Source organism: Aeromonas sp. ASNIH7 (assembly GCF_002903485.1).
GTDB lineage: Bacteria > Pseudomonadota > Gammaproteobacteria > Enterobacterales > Aeromonadaceae > Aeromonas > Aeromonas caviae.
This window is the reverse complement of sequence record NZ_CP026226.1, coordinates 22,470-39,171: the sequence shown is the minus strand read 5'-3', so window position 1 is coordinate 39,171 and position 16,702 is coordinate 22,470. Positions and strand designations below refer to the sequence as shown.

At 48.4% G+C, this 16,702-nt stretch carries 15 protein-coding genes, 1 other RNA gene and 1 pseudogene; 2 read left to right on the top strand and 15 right to left on the bottom strand.

Annotated features, from left to right (window positions below):
- The 6 genes from C2U47_RS00200 to C2U47_RS00175 all read right to left on the bottom strand — a co-directional run bounded on the left by C2U47_RS00200 (position 1) and on the right by C2U47_RS00175 (position 5,235).
- A complete protein-coding gene (locus C2U47_RS00200; protein ID WP_010675028.1) occupies positions 1–675 on the bottom strand; it encodes a NuoB/complex I 20 kDa subunit family protein in 675 nt (224 codons plus the stop codon).
- Between the two features lie 29 nt (positions 676–704).
- Positions 705–1,109, bottom strand: a complete 405-nt coding sequence (locus C2U47_RS00195) for an NADH-quinone oxidoreductase subunit A (RefSeq protein WP_010675027.1) — start codon at positions 1,107–1,109, stop codon at positions 705–707.
- A 256-nt stretch (positions 1,110–1,365) separates the two neighbouring features.
- Positions 1,366–2,241: a flagellar motor protein MotB gene (locus tag C2U47_RS00190; protein WP_010675026.1), complete on the bottom strand. Its 876-nt coding sequence runs from the start codon at positions 2,239–2,241 to the stop codon at positions 1,366–1,368.
- A complete protein-coding gene (locus tag C2U47_RS00185) occupies positions 2,219–2,977 on the bottom strand; it encodes a flagellar motor protein (protein WP_029314677.1) in 759 nt (252 codons plus the stop codon). Before C2U47_RS00185 ends, C2U47_RS00190 begins: the two co-directional genes overlap by 23 nt.
- Before the next feature lie 655 nt (positions 2,978–3,632).
- Positions 3,633–3,761: non-coding RNA, RtT sRNA (locus tag C2U47_RS00180), on the bottom strand.
- A gap of 451 nt (positions 3,762–4,212) precedes the next feature.
- Positions 4,213–5,235: a hypothetical protein gene (locus tag C2U47_RS00175; protein WP_103261335.1), complete on the bottom strand. Its 1,023-nt coding sequence runs from the start codon at positions 5,233–5,235 to the stop codon at positions 4,213–4,215.
- A gap of 558 nt (positions 5,236–5,793) precedes the next feature.
- Here C2U47_RS00175 and C2U47_RS23700 point away from each other — a divergent pair.
- Both C2U47_RS23700 and C2U47_RS22780 read left to right on the top strand, forming a co-directional pair.
- Positions 5,794–6,225, top strand: coding sequence for an antitoxin Xre/MbcA/ParS toxin-binding domain-containing protein (locus tag C2U47_RS23700; protein WP_103261334.1), 432 nt, complete (start codon positions 5,794–5,796; stop codon positions 6,223–6,225).
- 241 nt (positions 6,226–6,466) lie between these two features.
- Entirely contained in the window at positions 6,467–7,258 is a 792-nt protein-coding gene (locus tag C2U47_RS22780) for a hypothetical protein (protein ID WP_158657377.1), read from the top strand.
- A gap of 87 nt (positions 7,259–7,345) precedes the next feature.
- Here the strand turns inward: C2U47_RS22780 and C2U47_RS23165 are convergent.
- The 9 genes and pseudogenes from C2U47_RS23165 to C2U47_RS23465 form a co-directional block, all read right to left on the bottom strand.
- Positions 7,346–7,447, bottom strand: a pseudogene (locus tag C2U47_RS23165) (IS481 family transposase); the annotation flags it as partial.
- Positions 7,448–7,625: 178 nt separating this feature from the next.
- Complete coding sequence (locus tag C2U47_RS00160) at positions 7,626–8,615, bottom strand: GIY-YIG nuclease family protein (protein WP_199766833.1); 990 nt, start codon at positions 8,613–8,615, stop codon at positions 7,626–7,628.
- Positions 8,616–8,648: 33 nt separating this feature from the next.
- Positions 8,649–9,404 carry an IS21-like element ISAs29 family helper ATPase IstB gene (istB, locus tag C2U47_RS00155; protein ID WP_000194038.1) on the bottom strand — a complete coding sequence of 252 codons (756 nt, stop codon included), beginning with the start codon at positions 9,402–9,404 and terminating at the stop codon, positions 8,649–8,651.
- A gap of 14 nt (positions 9,405–9,418) precedes the next feature.
- A complete protein-coding gene (gene istA, locus C2U47_RS00150; RefSeq protein ID WP_001274811.1) occupies positions 9,419–10,960 on the bottom strand; it encodes an IS21-like element ISAs29 family transposase in 1,542 nt (513 codons plus the stop codon).
- Positions 10,961–11,113: 153 nt separating this feature from the next.
- The gene (locus C2U47_RS00145) at positions 11,114–11,404 is read right to left on the bottom strand and encodes a hypothetical protein (RefSeq protein ID WP_199766832.1); all 291 of its coding nucleotides are present in this window, start codon (positions 11,402–11,404) and stop codon (positions 11,114–11,116) included.
- Positions 11,405–11,419: 15 nt separating this feature from the next.
- Positions 11,420–13,348, bottom strand: a complete 1,929-nt coding sequence (locus C2U47_RS00140; RefSeq protein WP_103261333.1) for a DEAD/DEAH box helicase — start codon at positions 13,346–13,348, stop codon at positions 11,420–11,422.
- A complete protein-coding gene (locus tag C2U47_RS00135) occupies positions 13,341–16,031 on the bottom strand; it encodes a DNA methyltransferase (protein ID WP_103261332.1) in 2,691 nt (896 codons plus the stop codon). Before C2U47_RS00135 ends, C2U47_RS00140 begins: the two co-directional genes overlap by 8 nt.
- 72 nt (positions 16,032–16,103) lie before the next feature.
- Positions 16,104–16,283, bottom strand: a complete 180-nt coding sequence (locus tag C2U47_RS23470; protein ID WP_253264913.1) for a restriction endonuclease — start codon at positions 16,281–16,283, stop codon at positions 16,104–16,106.
- A 47-nt stretch (positions 16,284–16,330) separates the two neighbouring features.
- Positions 16,331–16,456: a restriction endonuclease gene (locus tag C2U47_RS23465; RefSeq protein WP_253264902.1), complete on the bottom strand. Its 126-nt coding sequence runs from the start codon at positions 16,454–16,456 to the stop codon at positions 16,331–16,333.
- Positions 16,457–16,702 lie beyond the last annotated feature (246 nt).

Below are 16,702 nucleotides of genomic sequence, written 5' to 3'. Positions count from 1 at the left end.
TCAGATCTCATCCGGCGTGCGCAGGTTGGTCACGTTGATCCGCTCGCCGCGCTTGCGTTCCTTCTCGGATTGCATCTGGGGACGGTAGATCCCCTGATCCCCCACCACCCAGGAGAGGGGGCGGCGTTCCTTGCCGATGGACTCCTGCAGCAGCATCAGGGCTTGCAGGAAGGCCTCGGGGCGGGGCGGGCAGCCCGGAATGTAGACATCGACCGGCAGGAACTTGTCCACCCCCTGTACCACGGAGTAGATGTCATACATGCCGCCGGAGTTGGCACAGGCCCCCATGGAGATGACCCACTTGGGCTCGAGCAACTGCTCATAGAGCCGCTGGATGACAGGGGCCATCTTGATGAAGGGGGTGCCAGCAATCACCATGAAGTCGGCCTGACGGGGGGAGGCTCGTATGACCTCAGCGCCGAAGCGAGCCACGTCGTGGGGAGAGGTGAAGGCGGTACACATCTCCACGTAGCAGCAGGAGATGCCGAAGTTGTAGGGCCAGAGGGAGTTCTTGCGGCCCCAGTTGACGGTGTCTTGCAGCACCTCTTCGAGGCGCCCGATCATGATGCCGCGGGTCGCTTGCTGCGCCAGTGGATCATCGACGGTCTGGCGCTGTTCCTGGGGGTAGCGCTCAACGGGCGCATCCGGGTCAATCCGGGTCAGGGTGTACTTCATGGTGCAACCTCAAAGAGATAATCGGTAGTTCAGTCTGGTTTCTTGTCAGTCAGGACACGCTTTTTCGGGGCCCAGTCGAGGGCACCAATGCGCCACAGGTAGAGGAGGCCTACCAGCAGCAGGGTGATGAAGATGGTGGCTTCGATGAAGCCGACCCAGCCGCTCTCCCGAACGGAGACGGACCAGGCAAAGAGATAGAGGGCTTCGACATCGAAGATGACGAAGAACATGGCGACCAGGTAGAACTTGGCGGAGAAGCGCAGGCGGGCGTTGCCGACGGAATCCACCCCGGATTCGAAGGGTTTGTTCTTGGCACGGCCATAGGCGCGTCCCCCCAGCAAGGCCGCCAGGCCTATCATGGTCAAGCAGATACAGATGGCGCCAATGACATAGGCAGCAAAAGCCCAGTGCTGGACGGCAATATCAGCAAACATATAGGTTTTTCCCTAACCAAATTAATCATGTGACTTAACAATGATGTTACGTAGTATGCCACTTTCGTACTGATTTACATGTCATTTCAAAGGATTAATTATTAATCAACGGGATGAAAATTGTGTTTTGCTAGCGGGGTCAACTTTCTCGTTTGAGAATTGTTTTCAATCGTTTTTATGTAGCAGAAAAAAACCGGATAGTTTGAAAATCCGGGGGATGGCAGGAAACAAAAGACCCCGCATGGCGGGGTCTGTTTCAGGGTTGGAGAACGGGGAGGCTCTGCTCTGCCGCCTTGCCCTGGGAGAGCACGATCTCCACCCGGCGGTTGGCCTGGCGGTGAGCCGGGGTATCGTTTGGATAACGGGGTTGGGTATCCGCCACCCCCTGGGCGATCAGCCGTCGTGAATCCAGCTTGGGGTTGGTCAGCAGGGTGTGGGTGATGGTGGCCGCCCGCAGCACCGACAGCTCCCAGTTGTTGCGATAGAGCTCCACCGGCGCCTGGGAGTTGTCGGTGTGACCGGTGACCACCACCATGCCGGGGATGTCCGCCAGCACGTCCGAGACCTTGTTGACCAGCGGAATGAACTGGGGCTGCAAGAAGGCGGAGTCGGCCGGAAACAAGGTCTTTTCGCCGATGCGGATGACCAGTTGGCTGCCAAGCTGCTCCACCTCGATCTCTTTGGACTCGATTTGGCTCTTGAGCTGCTGATCCAGCTTCTGCTTGGTGACTGTGACCCAATCCTGCTCCTTGGTCTTGTGGGGCCAGGACTCCGTGGCCGTAGGTTTCTCCGAGGAGCCGATGGTCTCGTTGAAAGGGTCGGCCGCCGCTGCGGGCGTCTGGGTATCCAGCACCTGCTCTTTCTGGGAGGTATTGGGGGTGGTCTTGGACTCGGGTTCCAGTATGCCTGTGCCCCCCTGCATCACGGGGGAGCCGGCGGGAAGGGAGACCAGCCCTATCTTGCCAAGAGATTCGATAAAGCCCTGAATGAGCACGCGAGTCTCCGACTGCTTGGCCATGGCGAAGGAGTAGAGCACCACGAACAGGGCGAACAGCAGTGTCATGAAGTCGGCGTAGGAGACCAGCCAGCGTTCGTGGTTCTCCGGCGCCTCAGCCTTTTTCTTTTTCGCCACCGTGGCCTCCGAGGTAAGGCTCAAGGGTCACTTGCAGCCGTTGCTGTGACTCGCCGTCCACGATACAGAGGATGCCGGTGAGGGTCATCTCTTTGTAGTGGCGGATCTGGTGGGCAAACGACTTGTAGCGGTTGCCGAAGGGAAGGAAGATGAGGTTGGCGGCCGACACCCCGTAGATGGTGGCGATAAATGCCACCGCGATGGCGCCCCCCAGCTTGTCGGGGGCATCCAGCAGGCCCATGGCGTGAATGAGGCCAAATACGGCCCCGACGATCCCCATGGTCGGGCAGTAGCCCCCCATGGCCTCGTAGAATTTGACGGTCTGTTCGATATCTTCCTGCTCGAACTCGATCTCGTTTTCCAGTACCTCGTGGATTTTGGTCTTCTCGTAGCCATCGACCATCATCTGTACCCCTTTTTGCAGGAAGGGATCCTTGATGTCGTCGATCATGCCCTCCAGTGCCAGCATGCCGCTGCGCCGTGCATTGCCCGCCAGGGTTTCAAGCAGTTGGGCCTGCTCCAGCATGTCGAGGCGCAGGGGAGTAATGAGCCACTTGAAGCGTTTGAGGGTTTTACCAACCACGGAGAAGGGAAACTGGGTCAGTGCGGCACCGACGGTACCGCCGATCACGATGAGAAAGGCGGGCAGATCGAGCAGGGCGCTGGGGTGCCCCCCTTCTATCATGTTGCCACCCAGAATGGCTGCCAGGGCCAGCAGCAAGCCAATAAGACTCATTTGTCCATATCCCTATGCGATGTGTGAGGCTAGTGTAGCCATTTAACTATCAGTTTTTCAAAACGATATCCAATCGGTGAGCAATATCCGAGAGGTTGCGCAGACCCGGTAGTGTCCGGTGGCATCGGCCTGTGCCGCTTGGTCAGCAGAGCAGGTTGACGGTGCCGACCTGGCAGGACGAGGCGGTTATCCAGGTGATATCACAATATACTGTGCTATCTGTGAGAGTATGTTGGTTATTTATATCGCCACTTTCTCTTATATTGGCGTAATGCGCTGCCAACGAGAGAGGGCTGGCTGCCCTCGGGGCATATCCCCTGTCGGCAGAGAGCAGAGAGGCGGAAGGGATGGGATTGGCTGGGCGGCACTCGGCCAGGTATCGCGGCAAGCCGTTTTTTCTGGCCCCGCCAATGACGGGTTTCTCCTGCCAGGGGGTTGGCAGACACCTTGAAGAAAAAACCGACCCTGAGGTCGGTTCTTCAATCTGTACGCTGGGTCGGGATTGACTCGCGCCATCCCTGGCGCTCGACCTGCGGGCGGCCTCTGGCCGTCCAGTCGGGCTATCCTGCCCGCCTGTCGACAGGGTTCGAACCGAGCCGCCCATCATCGGATAAAGTAAAAGGCCCCGTCTTGCGACGGGGCCTTTTACTTTATTTGGCGGTGAGGGAGGAATGATTCACCACTGCGTGGCACACCCCTTCGGGGCGGCCTGCGGTCGTTCATCGCAGCAAGCTGCTCTGCTCGAACCCGACGAGGCTTCTCACCTTCTCTCCATCGGCATCGGATGTTGCCATGTCACCAGATGCAAAAAACCGACCCTTAGGTCGGTTTTTACAATTTGGCGGTGAGGGAGGGATTCGAACCCTCGTGCTCGTACTTCACAGCACAAATATAACCTTCAATTTCAATAGCTTACGCATTTTTTGCCGCAATAAAAGCCGCGTAATTGTCTCAGGTAATTGCTATGATACTTATCGTACTTTTATATAGAAAATTAATTAAATGTCAACCACATAGGTTGTGGCAATTGACTGCGTTGTTGATCACGGACAATTAAGTTGAAAACCGTGACATTGAAGTTGGAAACCGACCATTTAAGTTGGAAACTTAAAGGCCCTGCAACAGCAGGGCCTTTTTATTTTTTGCGGTGATTATATGTAATTAAATTACAAAAATTATCTCGGTTGGATCTTTCAGGCAGATCCGGGTGAATCACGTTACGTTGTTGCTGGCTATCACCAGAGTAGCCAGTCGTCGTAGACAGCTTCGGGTTGATTGGGCAAAATTTCGACGACATCGACCCGCTTAACCCGTAGCGCGGTCCACAGCTGGTCATATTCCTCACGGGTGGTGATGCCCAGCTTATCGAGCAATTCCTCCATGTCGTACATGCCTACGCTTTTTTTGATAGCAATTAGATCCGAGGTGGCGTACTGCTCAATCAGATCGAGACTGTATTTGAGACCGGTTGAGGTGGTAATGCATACATTGGCAGTGAGCTCGTCCCACGAGCAGCCGAAAAACTGGGTTGGCTGTTCAGGGAGTGTCAATGTTGAGAGGCTTTTGATGTCGTTGTTCAGCAAATTCAGATAGCCGTTTTTGGTGTAAACGCGGTTGTTTCTCAAAAAGACTTTGAAGTCATCAAGTGCATTGAGAGCGAAATGTGGTGTTGAAGTGTCTGCGTGTGTTTGGTAGTCAACAGGCGGGTGGCTGTTATTGTCTTGTGTATCTTCCTCCGGTGTGAGGTTCGATTCACTGAGCAAGCCACAGTCAGGCTGTGCGGCCAGGTGGTCGATGATGCGTGTACCGGAAAGTGTCTCGGTATTGAGGATGGCAAGGTGTTTGCTGGAGAGTTGATCGACCTTGATAAGCCCGAAACCAATACGATGCAGCAGTTTGTTGAATTTGTCGTCGGCCAGCCTCAGGCTTTCGGTGGTGGTAACCATGTTGTCGCGGCACTCACTGATCAGATCGTGTTTGTGTCGTTCTAGTAGCCTTTCCTTCACGGTGTAGAATCGCGATGGAAAATCGGGCAATAACTGGTCGGACAGGATCAGGTTGCACTCTTTGCACAGCAACACCTTGATGAAGCGGATCTTGTCGTTTCGCACGAACAGCTGAGCGGTTGTGATGGCGGGACAGTGATCCCATTCTAGGCTTGCTTGCTCGCCGCAACACTGACACCGATCATCATTCATGACGGGGTAGGATCGTTTATAGAGATGACCGTAGGTGCTGAGCGATTGTTTTCTTTTCATTGACGATCCTTCACAAAGAACTGACTGAGCAACAAGCTGATTACTACCGCGCTCTGGAGCAGACTCAGAGAGGAGGGCTTGATGTCACAGCGTGGCTGGTTTGGTTTTTGGACACACTCAACGCCACGCTGGAACAGGCCTAACAATCATGCACCAAGTTCCTAGTAGAAACCGATGCTGGCAGAAACACGCTCGCGACCAATTGTGCCCTGAACAGGTAATGATCCTACACCATATGCTAGACACTGATGACGTGCACTGTTTGCAGAGCATTAGTGCTGGCCACTATCAAGCCATAGCTCAGGTTAGCAAAGCGACGAAAACACGCCATCTTGCTGATTTTCTTGAAAAAAACTACCTTGAGAAAATATCTGCTGGAGGTAGGAGCACACGTTACAGGCTCTTATTGACAAATATCCTATGAGACGATTCAAAATGTGACTAGTTTCACAGGTATAGCGAAAAAACCATCGATTATGGGCATGTGTGATTGGCCACCGTCAGATTGGTTTCTTTATATAGGATGCCTGACGCCAGGTAGAATTGGGGAGCAAAACAATGGACCAAACGATAGCTGTTTTGAGCATTGAGCCACTGGGACTGTGGTTGTACGCGGACGGAAAAAAGCATTTTTTGGAATTTAGACATTTTCCGTGGTTTAGCGGAGCTCCAGTAGCATCGGTGTTTAGCGTTGAGCCGTTAGGGGATGACGGAGTACGGTGGCCTGATCTGGACATTGATCTACATCTGGCCAGTATTCAGGGTCCGGCTCGACATCCACTCATTAGTCAAGATCCACCAGTAGCCCCCGCAGTAATGGCTGCGGCCATAGCATTACATGATGGTAATGCATCACGTGCACTACGATGGTTGCAGAAACCTGCGATAGCACTTGGGGGCAGGCGTCCGGTTGACTACCAGGATAGTCCAGAACACATCCAGGCCGTGCTCGATCTTATCGGGCGCATCGAGCACGGCGTCCTAAACTAACGCGGAATTACGGACTAATTTGAGGCTAGTTTCAGATGATAACTAGATCTGTACACCGAACTGTTTAGAAAATGTCATTGGACCTGATAACATTTTCGTATACAATATTCAACTGGTGCTGGTGAGCGCCTGTCGCCCGTCGTTGCATAGTTCCCAACGAACATCACTATTTAAAAATTACTCATTCCAACTATACTCTGTTTTCAGCGGGCGGAGGACGTTTTTATTTTTGGAGATTTTCATGAGTAATTCCCGCTATAAATCCCGTTACACTTCATGCGGACGGTCGTTTAATAAATTGCGCAATGATGCGAAGGCGTTGAAAAAAAGCAGTGGATTAACATTGCGTCAATCCTTAGATAAAATTGCACGCGATATTAATTACTCGAATTGGGATGAGTTGGCCAATCAAAAACCTAATATGGAACGGGACAGTTTTTTTCAGTTCATGTATGATAATGAAAATAGTCGATTGATGAATTCTGAGTACATGAAGTTCCTAAAAATAAAATCATTATCAGATAATTGCGACAATTACCGTAGATTTATTTGCGTACACTGGGGTCTAAAAATAAAAGCATTTGGTGCTTCATCTGGAATATTACAAGAGCCTATGGATCCATTTTTATTTATAAATGAGCTGAGGCATTGTTATAATAAATTCGGGGCGGTGTGCTTTATGCCTCAAAATATGACTAATGAAATGTTGCAAACAGTGACGTTGGGTGCGCAAATCTTCCTTGGCGACATAAAAAACATTCCCAATGATATTGAAAATGCTTTTGTGGACACAACTCTGATTTGTGTGCATGGAATAAAATCCCATCAAACTAGCACCAATTATGCATTTTCAAATAAAGAACTTATTGAAAACATAACCACATATTATCGTTTGTGTGGTCTGGAGCATTTATCTCGCACATCAAATATAAAAATTTCCCTCCCTAGCATTGATACTATTTTTACTGAAAATGCTATATTACAACTTAAACTACCACCTGAGATGCCAAATCCATGCGATTGGTATAATTAAATAATAGTGATAAGTCAGTATCGAATGATAGTATAGACCGATTTACTACCTGACACAGGAGGCCGGTCTCAAACCGGAATTGGTGTTTGACCGGCCGATGAGCTTGCAGGTTTTGCTGACGTTATTGAGCTCTCTGGTGAGATCTAGCAAGCTGAGTTTGCGATGTGCTACTTTCTCGTTGATGGTCATACGGTGACTCCAGATAACACGGTAGGGGTACCGTTTTGTTATCCGTTTTGAAGCCGTATGACCACTCCCTTTTGTGGGCAACTGTCAGGTTAATACCATCTCCATACAATTCATCTTTGATTAAAATTCACATTCCAGGCCAAACCCCAACCAATTACACATTTCACTTTATTTTTTTCTACTTTTCTAATATTTCCTGCATTACTGCATCATATCGGTAGTTAACAATGTCACCAGTAATAAGCATCTGAATAGCTTGTTTGATACAAGAAAGTGGAGCAATAAACCATTCTCGCGGTGTATGTGCGATTCCTTTGTGATCAGCGACCTTTACATCCAAACAAGAATGACCAAAGAAAGTATGCAGCAATCCCTCAAACTTGTGTGCTTTCATGTTGTAGCATTCAAACTCGGATACTAGTTGAACAGGAGCCATTAGGTATGTCGGTTCATTCTCAGCATTGGCAATGCGCGTCTTTACAGGAGTGGTTGAATAACCAATCTTATATAAGTTATTCACACTGCTGATCTCTGGAGCACTGCTTAAAGATTTTAAGATGTAAATATAACCAGACTTTTGATCGTCACGAGTTATGTTTAGCAATTCATCTAACGCTTTATCACTCTTATCGAGGATTCGACGACCCGTTTCATCCTTGTATAGTTCAGTAGCTAATGAACGCAGCAACATATCTGATTCCATGCCATTCTCAAAAATCAGATGCAGCCTCGCGTTCACTTTACCATTCCTCTTTTGCCTCTCTTCCATGTCGGAAATATAGCAAATGATGCCGTGAAGAATGAAGAACATTCCCTTTTGAATTTGTTGCTCACCAGTGAATTGAACCGTCTCTTTTATGCCTGATTTTAGATCAGCATGACACTGTTGAAACAGAGGATCATATTCATCAAAGTTGGTGCATTTCTTACGCTTAGCAACATGATGGGACGTTTCTAAAGTCTTTTTAACGTGCTTTAGATTAAAGATGCTGTCATCAGGACGATCCAATATCCCTAGCGAGCCATCAGCAAGTATCACTTCAATTGAGCCTGGTTTAGGTTCTTCGAATCGAGGTAAAAGCCCATGAATATCGAATTGCTCTAGCGCTCGACAATGCTGCTGCGTATTCCGGCGAAGTTGAACAGCCATTCCGGCCAACGTGAACACCCTGATCCTTAACGCGCTCACGTCATCTCGTTTCTAACTCGACTGTTCAGATTGGGTCAACTCACTTCTCCTCTTCCTCATCGATTCTCCCTTCAGTGACAGCCGGTGAGCGTTGTGCATCAGCCGGTCCAGGATCGCATCTGCCAGGGTGTTGTCACCCAAGCTCGCGTACCACTCTTCAGTTGGCAGCTGACTGACCACTATCGTCGAGTATTTCCCATACCGATCATCCATGATCTCCAGCAGTGCGTTGCGCTGTTCGGCACTCACCGCTTCCAGTCCCCAGTCATCCAGGATCAGCAGCTCTATCCTTGCCAGTTGACCCAACAGTCTGGCGTAACTGCCATCTACCTTGGCCTGGCTCAGCTCAAGCAGCAGACGTGGCAGCCGGTAGTAACGAGTGCTATGCCCTTGCTGACAGGCTTGGTAGCCCAGCGCACAAGCCAGGTAGGTTTTTCCACAGCCACAGGGGCCGGTAATGAGCAGGTTCTGGCCCCGGCGCAGCCACTCTCCTTGGGCCAGGTTTGCTACCTGTGACCGCTCCAGGTTGCGTGCTGACTGGTAGTCCAGCTCCTGCACCGTGGCCTGGAGTTTGAGCCTTGCCTGCTTGACCAGCCGAGTTTGCTTACGCTGCTCCCGGCTCAGTTGTTCGTGTTCGACCAGCAGGCTTAGCCGCTCGATGAAGGGCAGCCCTTCGTAGGTACTCGCATGTTCCAGTTGTTGTTGCACGGCATCCGCCATGCCGGTCAGTTTCAGGTTTCTCAGGCGGGTCAGGGTTTGTTGGGTCATGGGGCGTATCCTCTTTAGTGGAAGCTCTGGGGGCCACGGATGTTCTCGTGCTCTTGCGGTAACTCTGGGTAGCTCAGCGGGCTTGCGGGCAGTTGGTCGCGGCCACTGGTCAGCACCGACTTGAGCTGTTTGAGTCGCACCAGACCTTCCCGGTTGGCCAACTGGCAACAGGCTTCAACCCGTGATGGCGGATACTCCCGGCTAAGACTCAGCAGCCCCAGGCAGAGTCGGTATGCCTGCTCGGCATGGGCTTTCTCTTCCAACCGTTCGCTAACCCAGCACAAGGTGCTCGGTCCGATGTCAGCAGCCCACTGTTTAAGACGCCCTGGGGTCCAGCGTTGCTGCTTGCTGTGACGTTCCGGCATGTGCTCAGGGAGCGTGCTCATCCCCGGGATGGTTTTACGTGGATGGCTCGCGACCAGCTGTTGCTGGTGATAGACCTGAAGCAGTGTGTCGCCTGCATGGAGCTCCAGTTGCTGACCCACATACTGGTGTGGCACCGAGTAATGGTGCTGCTCATAGCTGACGTGATAGTCGATGTTGACCTTGACCGTTTTGATGGCGACATAGCGATAGGGATGCACCGGCAGTGGTCCCAGTGCCGGGCGGTCCAACTGCTCAAATGCGTCACGTCGGTTACCGGGCAGTTGCTTGAACGGACGCTCGTTGAGTTCGTTCAGCAAGGCACGGATGCACTGGTTGAGTTCGGCAAGCGAGAAGAAGGTCTGATGGCGTAGACGGGCCAGGATCCAGCGCTCGACGATCTGCACACCCACCTCCGCCTTGGCCTTGTCCTTGGGCTTGTAAGGACGAGCTGGCATCACCGCCACCTGATAGTGCTCGGCCAACTGCTGGTAGCTGGGGTTGAGCTCGGGATCGTATCGGCAAGCCTTGCTGACACCGCTCTTGAGGTTGTCGGGGATCAGCAGTGCCGGTGTCCCGCCGAAAAACTCAAAGGCACGGACATGGCTTTGCAGCCAGTCCGGCAGTGACTGTGACCAGGTGGCCTCGGCAAAGGTGTAGTTGGACGCACCGAGCACGGCGACAAAGACTTGTGCCTGACGGACCTCACCCGTAGTCGGCGACACGATGGGCACCGTGGGCCCGCAGTAGTCGATAAAGAGCTTTTCCCCCGCCTTGTGGATCTGGCGCATGGAGCGCTTTTGCAACTGACACCAGGACTTGTAACGGTCACAGAACTGGGAGTAGCTGTAACAGCTATTGGGATAGCGCTGGGTGTACTCCTCCCAGAGCAGCTGTTTGGAGACCCCCTTGCGCTTGAGCTCCTGATGGACAGAGGGCCAATCCGGCACAACATGGCGGGCCGAGATGGTGGTATCGGCCTGCGGATAGAACAGGGCAGCCAGTCGGCCATCATCAAGCTCGGTAGGTAAGGGCCAGGTAAGGCCCAGCGCCTGGGCACTTTTGAGGAGTTTCTGGATGGAGCCGACACTGACCTTGGTACAGATACTGATTTGGCGAACAGAGAGGTCAGCTTCCAGCCGCAGTCGCAGCACTTCACGAATTTTACGCATTGCAATCCTCTTGGCAGACATAGGCTCTTCCCTGGCAAAAGGGAGAGCGTATCAAAGGTTTTTAAATCAATGCGTTAAGGATGATTCTGGTGAATGTGAACAGTGATTCCGGGATGTTGAACACTGTTTCCGGAAAGGAGGGGCAAAGTGTTCAGGTTGAGCCGGAATGAGCGTTCACATTGGTCCGGAAATGGTGTTCACGTTGAACCGGAATCGGTGTTCATGATCGGCCGGAATATGCAGCTGCTCATTACTACGGATAGCCTCAAGGCTTTTGCTACGCATCAACTCTATTGGATTACCACGATTAGGTTGCGGCTCTCTGCCATTCTTATCAAAAAACTCATTAATCTGCTTAAACTTAGAAATTAAGTGTTCGTCGGCGGTTGGTGCAGATGACTTCGGTTTAGTTTTTAATAAGCCATGCGTATCCGACGCGAGAATCTCTTTTAACCAATCTTCCATCTACATCACCTCTTTTTAAGCTTGTGCTGCCTGCTCTTGAGCAAGACGGCGCAGATAGATAACACACTGAGCCAACTCACGCTCGCGACCATGTCGAGAGTTAAGGTCTGGGTGTCGATTGTACTCTTTCATGAATTCTTGAACCTTCGGCCACAATGCAATTGCCTCTTCTTTAGACATCTGCATACGGGTGGATTCTATGGAGTCTTGGATCAACTTGAGCGTGTCGGTATTAACTGCTTTTGACAGGATCTCAAATGCTTTCTGAAATGGGTTTACTTGATCGATAAGGTCAATATGTAACTCATCGATATTGATGAACCTATCCGCCATCCGAACAAACTTCTTGCCCCCCTCCTCTTTAATCTCAGAAGTTGAGATCGCTGAGTCCACAACCACTCGTTGACGAATCTCCTCAATCTCATCTTTAGAGAGATCTGGATACTTCTTCTCGATAAGTTTAGGGATCAACACCTTATTGATAACTTCAGGATCATGACCTGCTGCTGAGGCTTTTATGATGTTGTCATCTTGCAGAATAGAAGCTTTTAGATCATCAAGGTCTGTTTCTAATATCTGCTTAGTACGCTTGGTACTTGGCTCTTTTAAACCACCAATTCTGATCACTCCAGGCGGTGTTGGGTCCTTATCGGCTGGATCTTTTGCTTTAAACTTAAAGTTTGGTGCCAACACTTGCTCCATCAAAAGAGAGCAAGTGATTGCCTTGAGCATGTTGTTCACAGCATAGTTTACCTGATCACTTGAAGCATCGGGTTCCGCAATCAAGTTAGTGAATTGAGCGTGCGTCTTATTGTGGCTATCACGAGTACAACGACCAATAATCTGTACGATTTCAGTCAAAGAGTTGCGGTACCCAATCGTCAAAGCATGCTCACAAAAACTCCAGTCAAAGCCCTCTTTCGCCATGCCTAGCGCAATAATGATATCGATGTCATCTTCATGCTTGATATCACGTAAAAATGCTTGGGTTTTCTCTCTGTCTTTTTCATCCCATACGAGGTCAGCAACTTTGATGATTTTGCCATCTTCTTTACGCTTGATATGAATGACGCCAGTCTCAGGATCAGTGAATTCGTGCTCACCAATAATATCTAAGATCGCTGCAACTTGTTCATACTTGTCGTCTTTGCCTGATTCAGCAGAGTTTACATTGGGGATATGAACAATCGTTTTCTTATCGGTATCCAACACCTCTTCTATTGCGGTAAGGTAATGCCCCTTATAGAAGTGGTAGCCGATACCCAAAGATTTGAGGTACTGATAGCCGTTTAGCTGCTCGTAATAGTTAAAAGAAACCTTATCAAACTTCATCTCATCTTCTGGGGTAAGGATAGATACACTGTCCCCACGGAAGTATGAACCTGTCATCGCAACGATGTGTGCAGTGCTGTTCTCGATAAGCGCACGCAGCACATCACCCAACACGTTTTCACCATCAGCAGAAACATGATGGAACTCATCGATTGCCAGTAGGATGTTGTCAAAAGCCGAGTCTTCCAGCTCTTGGTAAGCAAAGCGCAAGGTAGCGTGAGTACAAATTAAAATGCGCTCATCACTACCTAAAAACTCTTTAAAGATTTTAACTTTGCTTTGATTGCTGGCAGATGTACAAAGGTTGTAATGCGGATTGATGTTCCAGTCCGCAAAGAAACCGAATTTAGTTAGCTCAGTGTACCCAAACGAGCCACCGATAGAACGTTCAGGTACGGCAACAATAACCTTATCGATAGCTTGGTTGTGAAGCTTATCTAAGCCAATAAACATCAAAGCACGAGATTTACCAGAAGCAGGTGGCGCTTTAATTAATAGATACTGGCTTGCTCGTTGCTCAAAAGCGCGAGCCTGCATGGCTCGCATCCCCATCTCATTGGTGTTGGTGCTTTCACCTGTTTGAGCATAAGTTACATGGACTAAATCAGGCATTCTCAACCTCAATCATTCTTTCATATAGTTTGAACAATACGCTCAAACGTTCATCATCATTTTGATAAACATTATTCTCGTAGCATCGTTCTACATACTGGTCTAATTCATTATGGAGATTCCTCAGATCCTCTGGCATTAATTCGGGATCATATAATTCAGCAATAGATTTTTCAGGATAACTCTCTCTACACTCAAGAATTCTATATGTTATATTTTCTATTTCGCATTTTTTTTCAAGCGAAATATCAGGGAATGGAAACGTGTTGTAAACCAATGCTACAGAATACCGATAATCTGTTTTTAATTTACCACCAACAGCTTTCAACCAAGCCATATGCATCTTTGAATGAATAACACCAAAGACAAATGGTTCTGGTTCATATAATACGTTATTAGGTGCATTCACTATTGCCAACTCATCAAAGTATCCAATTGGGACATATTCACGACGAGATGAGGATACAGTGGGAACTAAGATTTTATAAGTATCTTTATTCCTAATTTCAACAAAGCGATAAGGTTTGGTTGCATATTCTTGAGTTGCTTTTTTTTCACTCGCTAACCTTGCTTCTTTTACGCCCTGAAATCTGTCATTTATAAATGGAATAGCTTGCGCTTGATGATATGACGCCTCATCGACCCAAAGACACCAACGTTTCTTGCCTCGGATAAACTCTTCAGCCCCAGCCACGCTTTTGATATACTTAGATGACTCAGGATAGTTTTTTATCAAAAACTCTCGTTCATCGGCAGAAATAAACAGATGCCCACCATCTTTGGCCATTTCACCCAACGTCATTGTAGGAAGACTAGATAATGGTTTCTTTCTTTTTAATATTGTGGATATTTCACCCTCACTCAAGTACCCGTTAATATATTTAACAGATTTAACTGAAGAGCCAGAATAAATATACTTCATTTTCTTTGACTTATTACTTAGAGCAATAACTATGCAATAAACTCCAGCTTTGTCTCTTGCATTATTCTTCCATTGAAATGATGTAACACAAAAAGGTATTTCAACATTCATTTCAAAAATACCAGGCCATATTAAAGCAACCTGTTCACCTTGGCATATCGAATTAGTGGAAACAAATGCTATTGAAGCATTATTAGATTCAACAAACCTTGCTGCTTTAAATAACCAACAAGTTAGATAATCTACTTTATTTGGCTTACCCCAAACGTGCTTAATATCACTTTTTTGTTCTTGTGTTTGTTGAGAAAAACCTAGATATGGAGGATTACCGAAGATATAAACTTCTTCCAAGTCACAAGTTGAACAAACCAACTCCCAGTCTAAACGAGTCGCATTACCAGCAACAATCCGCCCACTTTGCTTCAATGGAAGAGCGGGGGCCGTATAACCAAACTCTGTTTCAAACACCATGTTCATTTGGTGTTCCACCAACCAAAGAGAAAGAATTGCCATCTCATGAGCAAAATCATCAAGCTCGATACCGTAGAACTGATCTAGGCGGATTGCTGAATGAGACTCGTCAAATAACCCCATCAGTCCTGAGTCCGACTCCCCCTCAAGTTCACGAATACGCTTTAGGATCTCAATCTCTAGCTCTCGAATTTCTTTATATGTGATGATCAAAAAGTTGCCAGAACCACACGCTGGGTCAAAGAACTTAATACGACTTAGACGCACCTGAAGTTTCTTTAGTTTGTTGATGTTGTCATTACACTTATCAAACTCTTCATAGAGATCATTCAAGAACAACGGCTCAATCACTTTCATGATGTTTGATACCGATGTGTAGTGCATCCCCATTTTGCTTCGGGTTTCTGGGTCGGCAACTCCTTGAATCATCGAACCGAAGATATCAGGGTTGATATCAGACCAATCTAAAGAGCCTGAATCCAGTAGCATTCGACGAGCTTTAGCATCAAACGTAGGCACTTTGATCTGTTTCTTAAACAAACCACCATTTACGTATTGGAAGTCATTAAGGTATTTAGGTAAATCGTTACGTTGATGAGCTGGTGTATTTAACACATCGAAAAGGCGCTCAAACACACCAACCAAATCGGAACCATCTTCCTGAGTGTGTTGATTCAATAGATCCGTGAATTGGTTCTCAGAAAAAATTTTTGTATCTTCAGCAAAGAAGCAGAAAAGCAAGCGGTTGAGGAATACCACCATTTCATGCAGTTGCTCTTTGGTAGCATTTCCTGGGTAGTTAGTGGCTTTGATATGGTCAAAGAAATCTGCCATTTTCTCAGCTGCTTTAACATCCGCTGGATTTTCACCACGATAGACCATTTTCTCCATACCCGCCCAAGGTAGGAAAAAGTCGAAGTGCTTCGCTAGTTGACCAAGCTCGATATCAAGCGTGTCTTGAGTCTTGGTATCAATAGCAATGAGCTGAGAGAAATCAGTAACAACAACAAAACGAATCTTATTGGTAGCAACCGTTTTGCCGTTTTTGAGCGCATCAATTTCAGCAAACAAGTTTGAAGTGCATGGTTTGAAGTATAGATGACGCTTTAAAATCACCTCACCAGCGGTCTTAGCTAGGTTACGCTCACCCGACTTAACACGGCTGACTACTGACTTACGATGCCCGTAAGCCAACAATAGCTCGTAGACAAAATCATCTTTCGAGATTTCTTGGCTTGATACTTTTTTTACCAAATTCTTAACATTTTCTTCTATTTGTACGCTGTTCATCTTTTATGCCGCCTAAATATCGCTCAAATATGTAAAGCACCTGCTGTCTTGAATTCAGGTATTAATAAAAAATCACTCTTCCAAAAAATAATCTGAGTCTATTGCCTTTACGGTATATAGCTCGCGAGTCGAGACGCCAACATTGTGCTCTATCATAAGTGCTGCCAGTTCGTGGCTATCGATGAGCACGATACGCTTTTCAATCATGGAAACGAATTCACGGGCATCTTTACTGAAACTGGAGGTAGTAATAACCCCCCCTTGCGGGCACGGTGCATGTCGAGTGCTCCGGCAAAAGCTTAGATATCTAGCCTGCCGACTGTGTTATCTCGAGAGCGTTTGGCTTGCAGGTAGATGGAATCAAGCCCGAGCTTGTCTTCCTTGATGATGCCATCGATACCATCATCGTTACTGTACTGAGTCACCTGAGTAAAATGCCGCTAATAATAGCAGCATTTTCCTCGACTCAGTGGATCAACCCGAGCGCCCGAAGTGTGTGGAGAGCCTCATCCTGCGCATCGTTCGAGTAATCAGGATTACCGAGTAATGAGAGCAAGACGATCAACCAGCTTCTTGCCTTAATCATCCAGGCTCACAGACACATCTAACAGTGATACTGCGTAGCTTGCGTTGCAAGCGCGGCAGCCAGCCCCCTAGTGGATTCCGTCAGC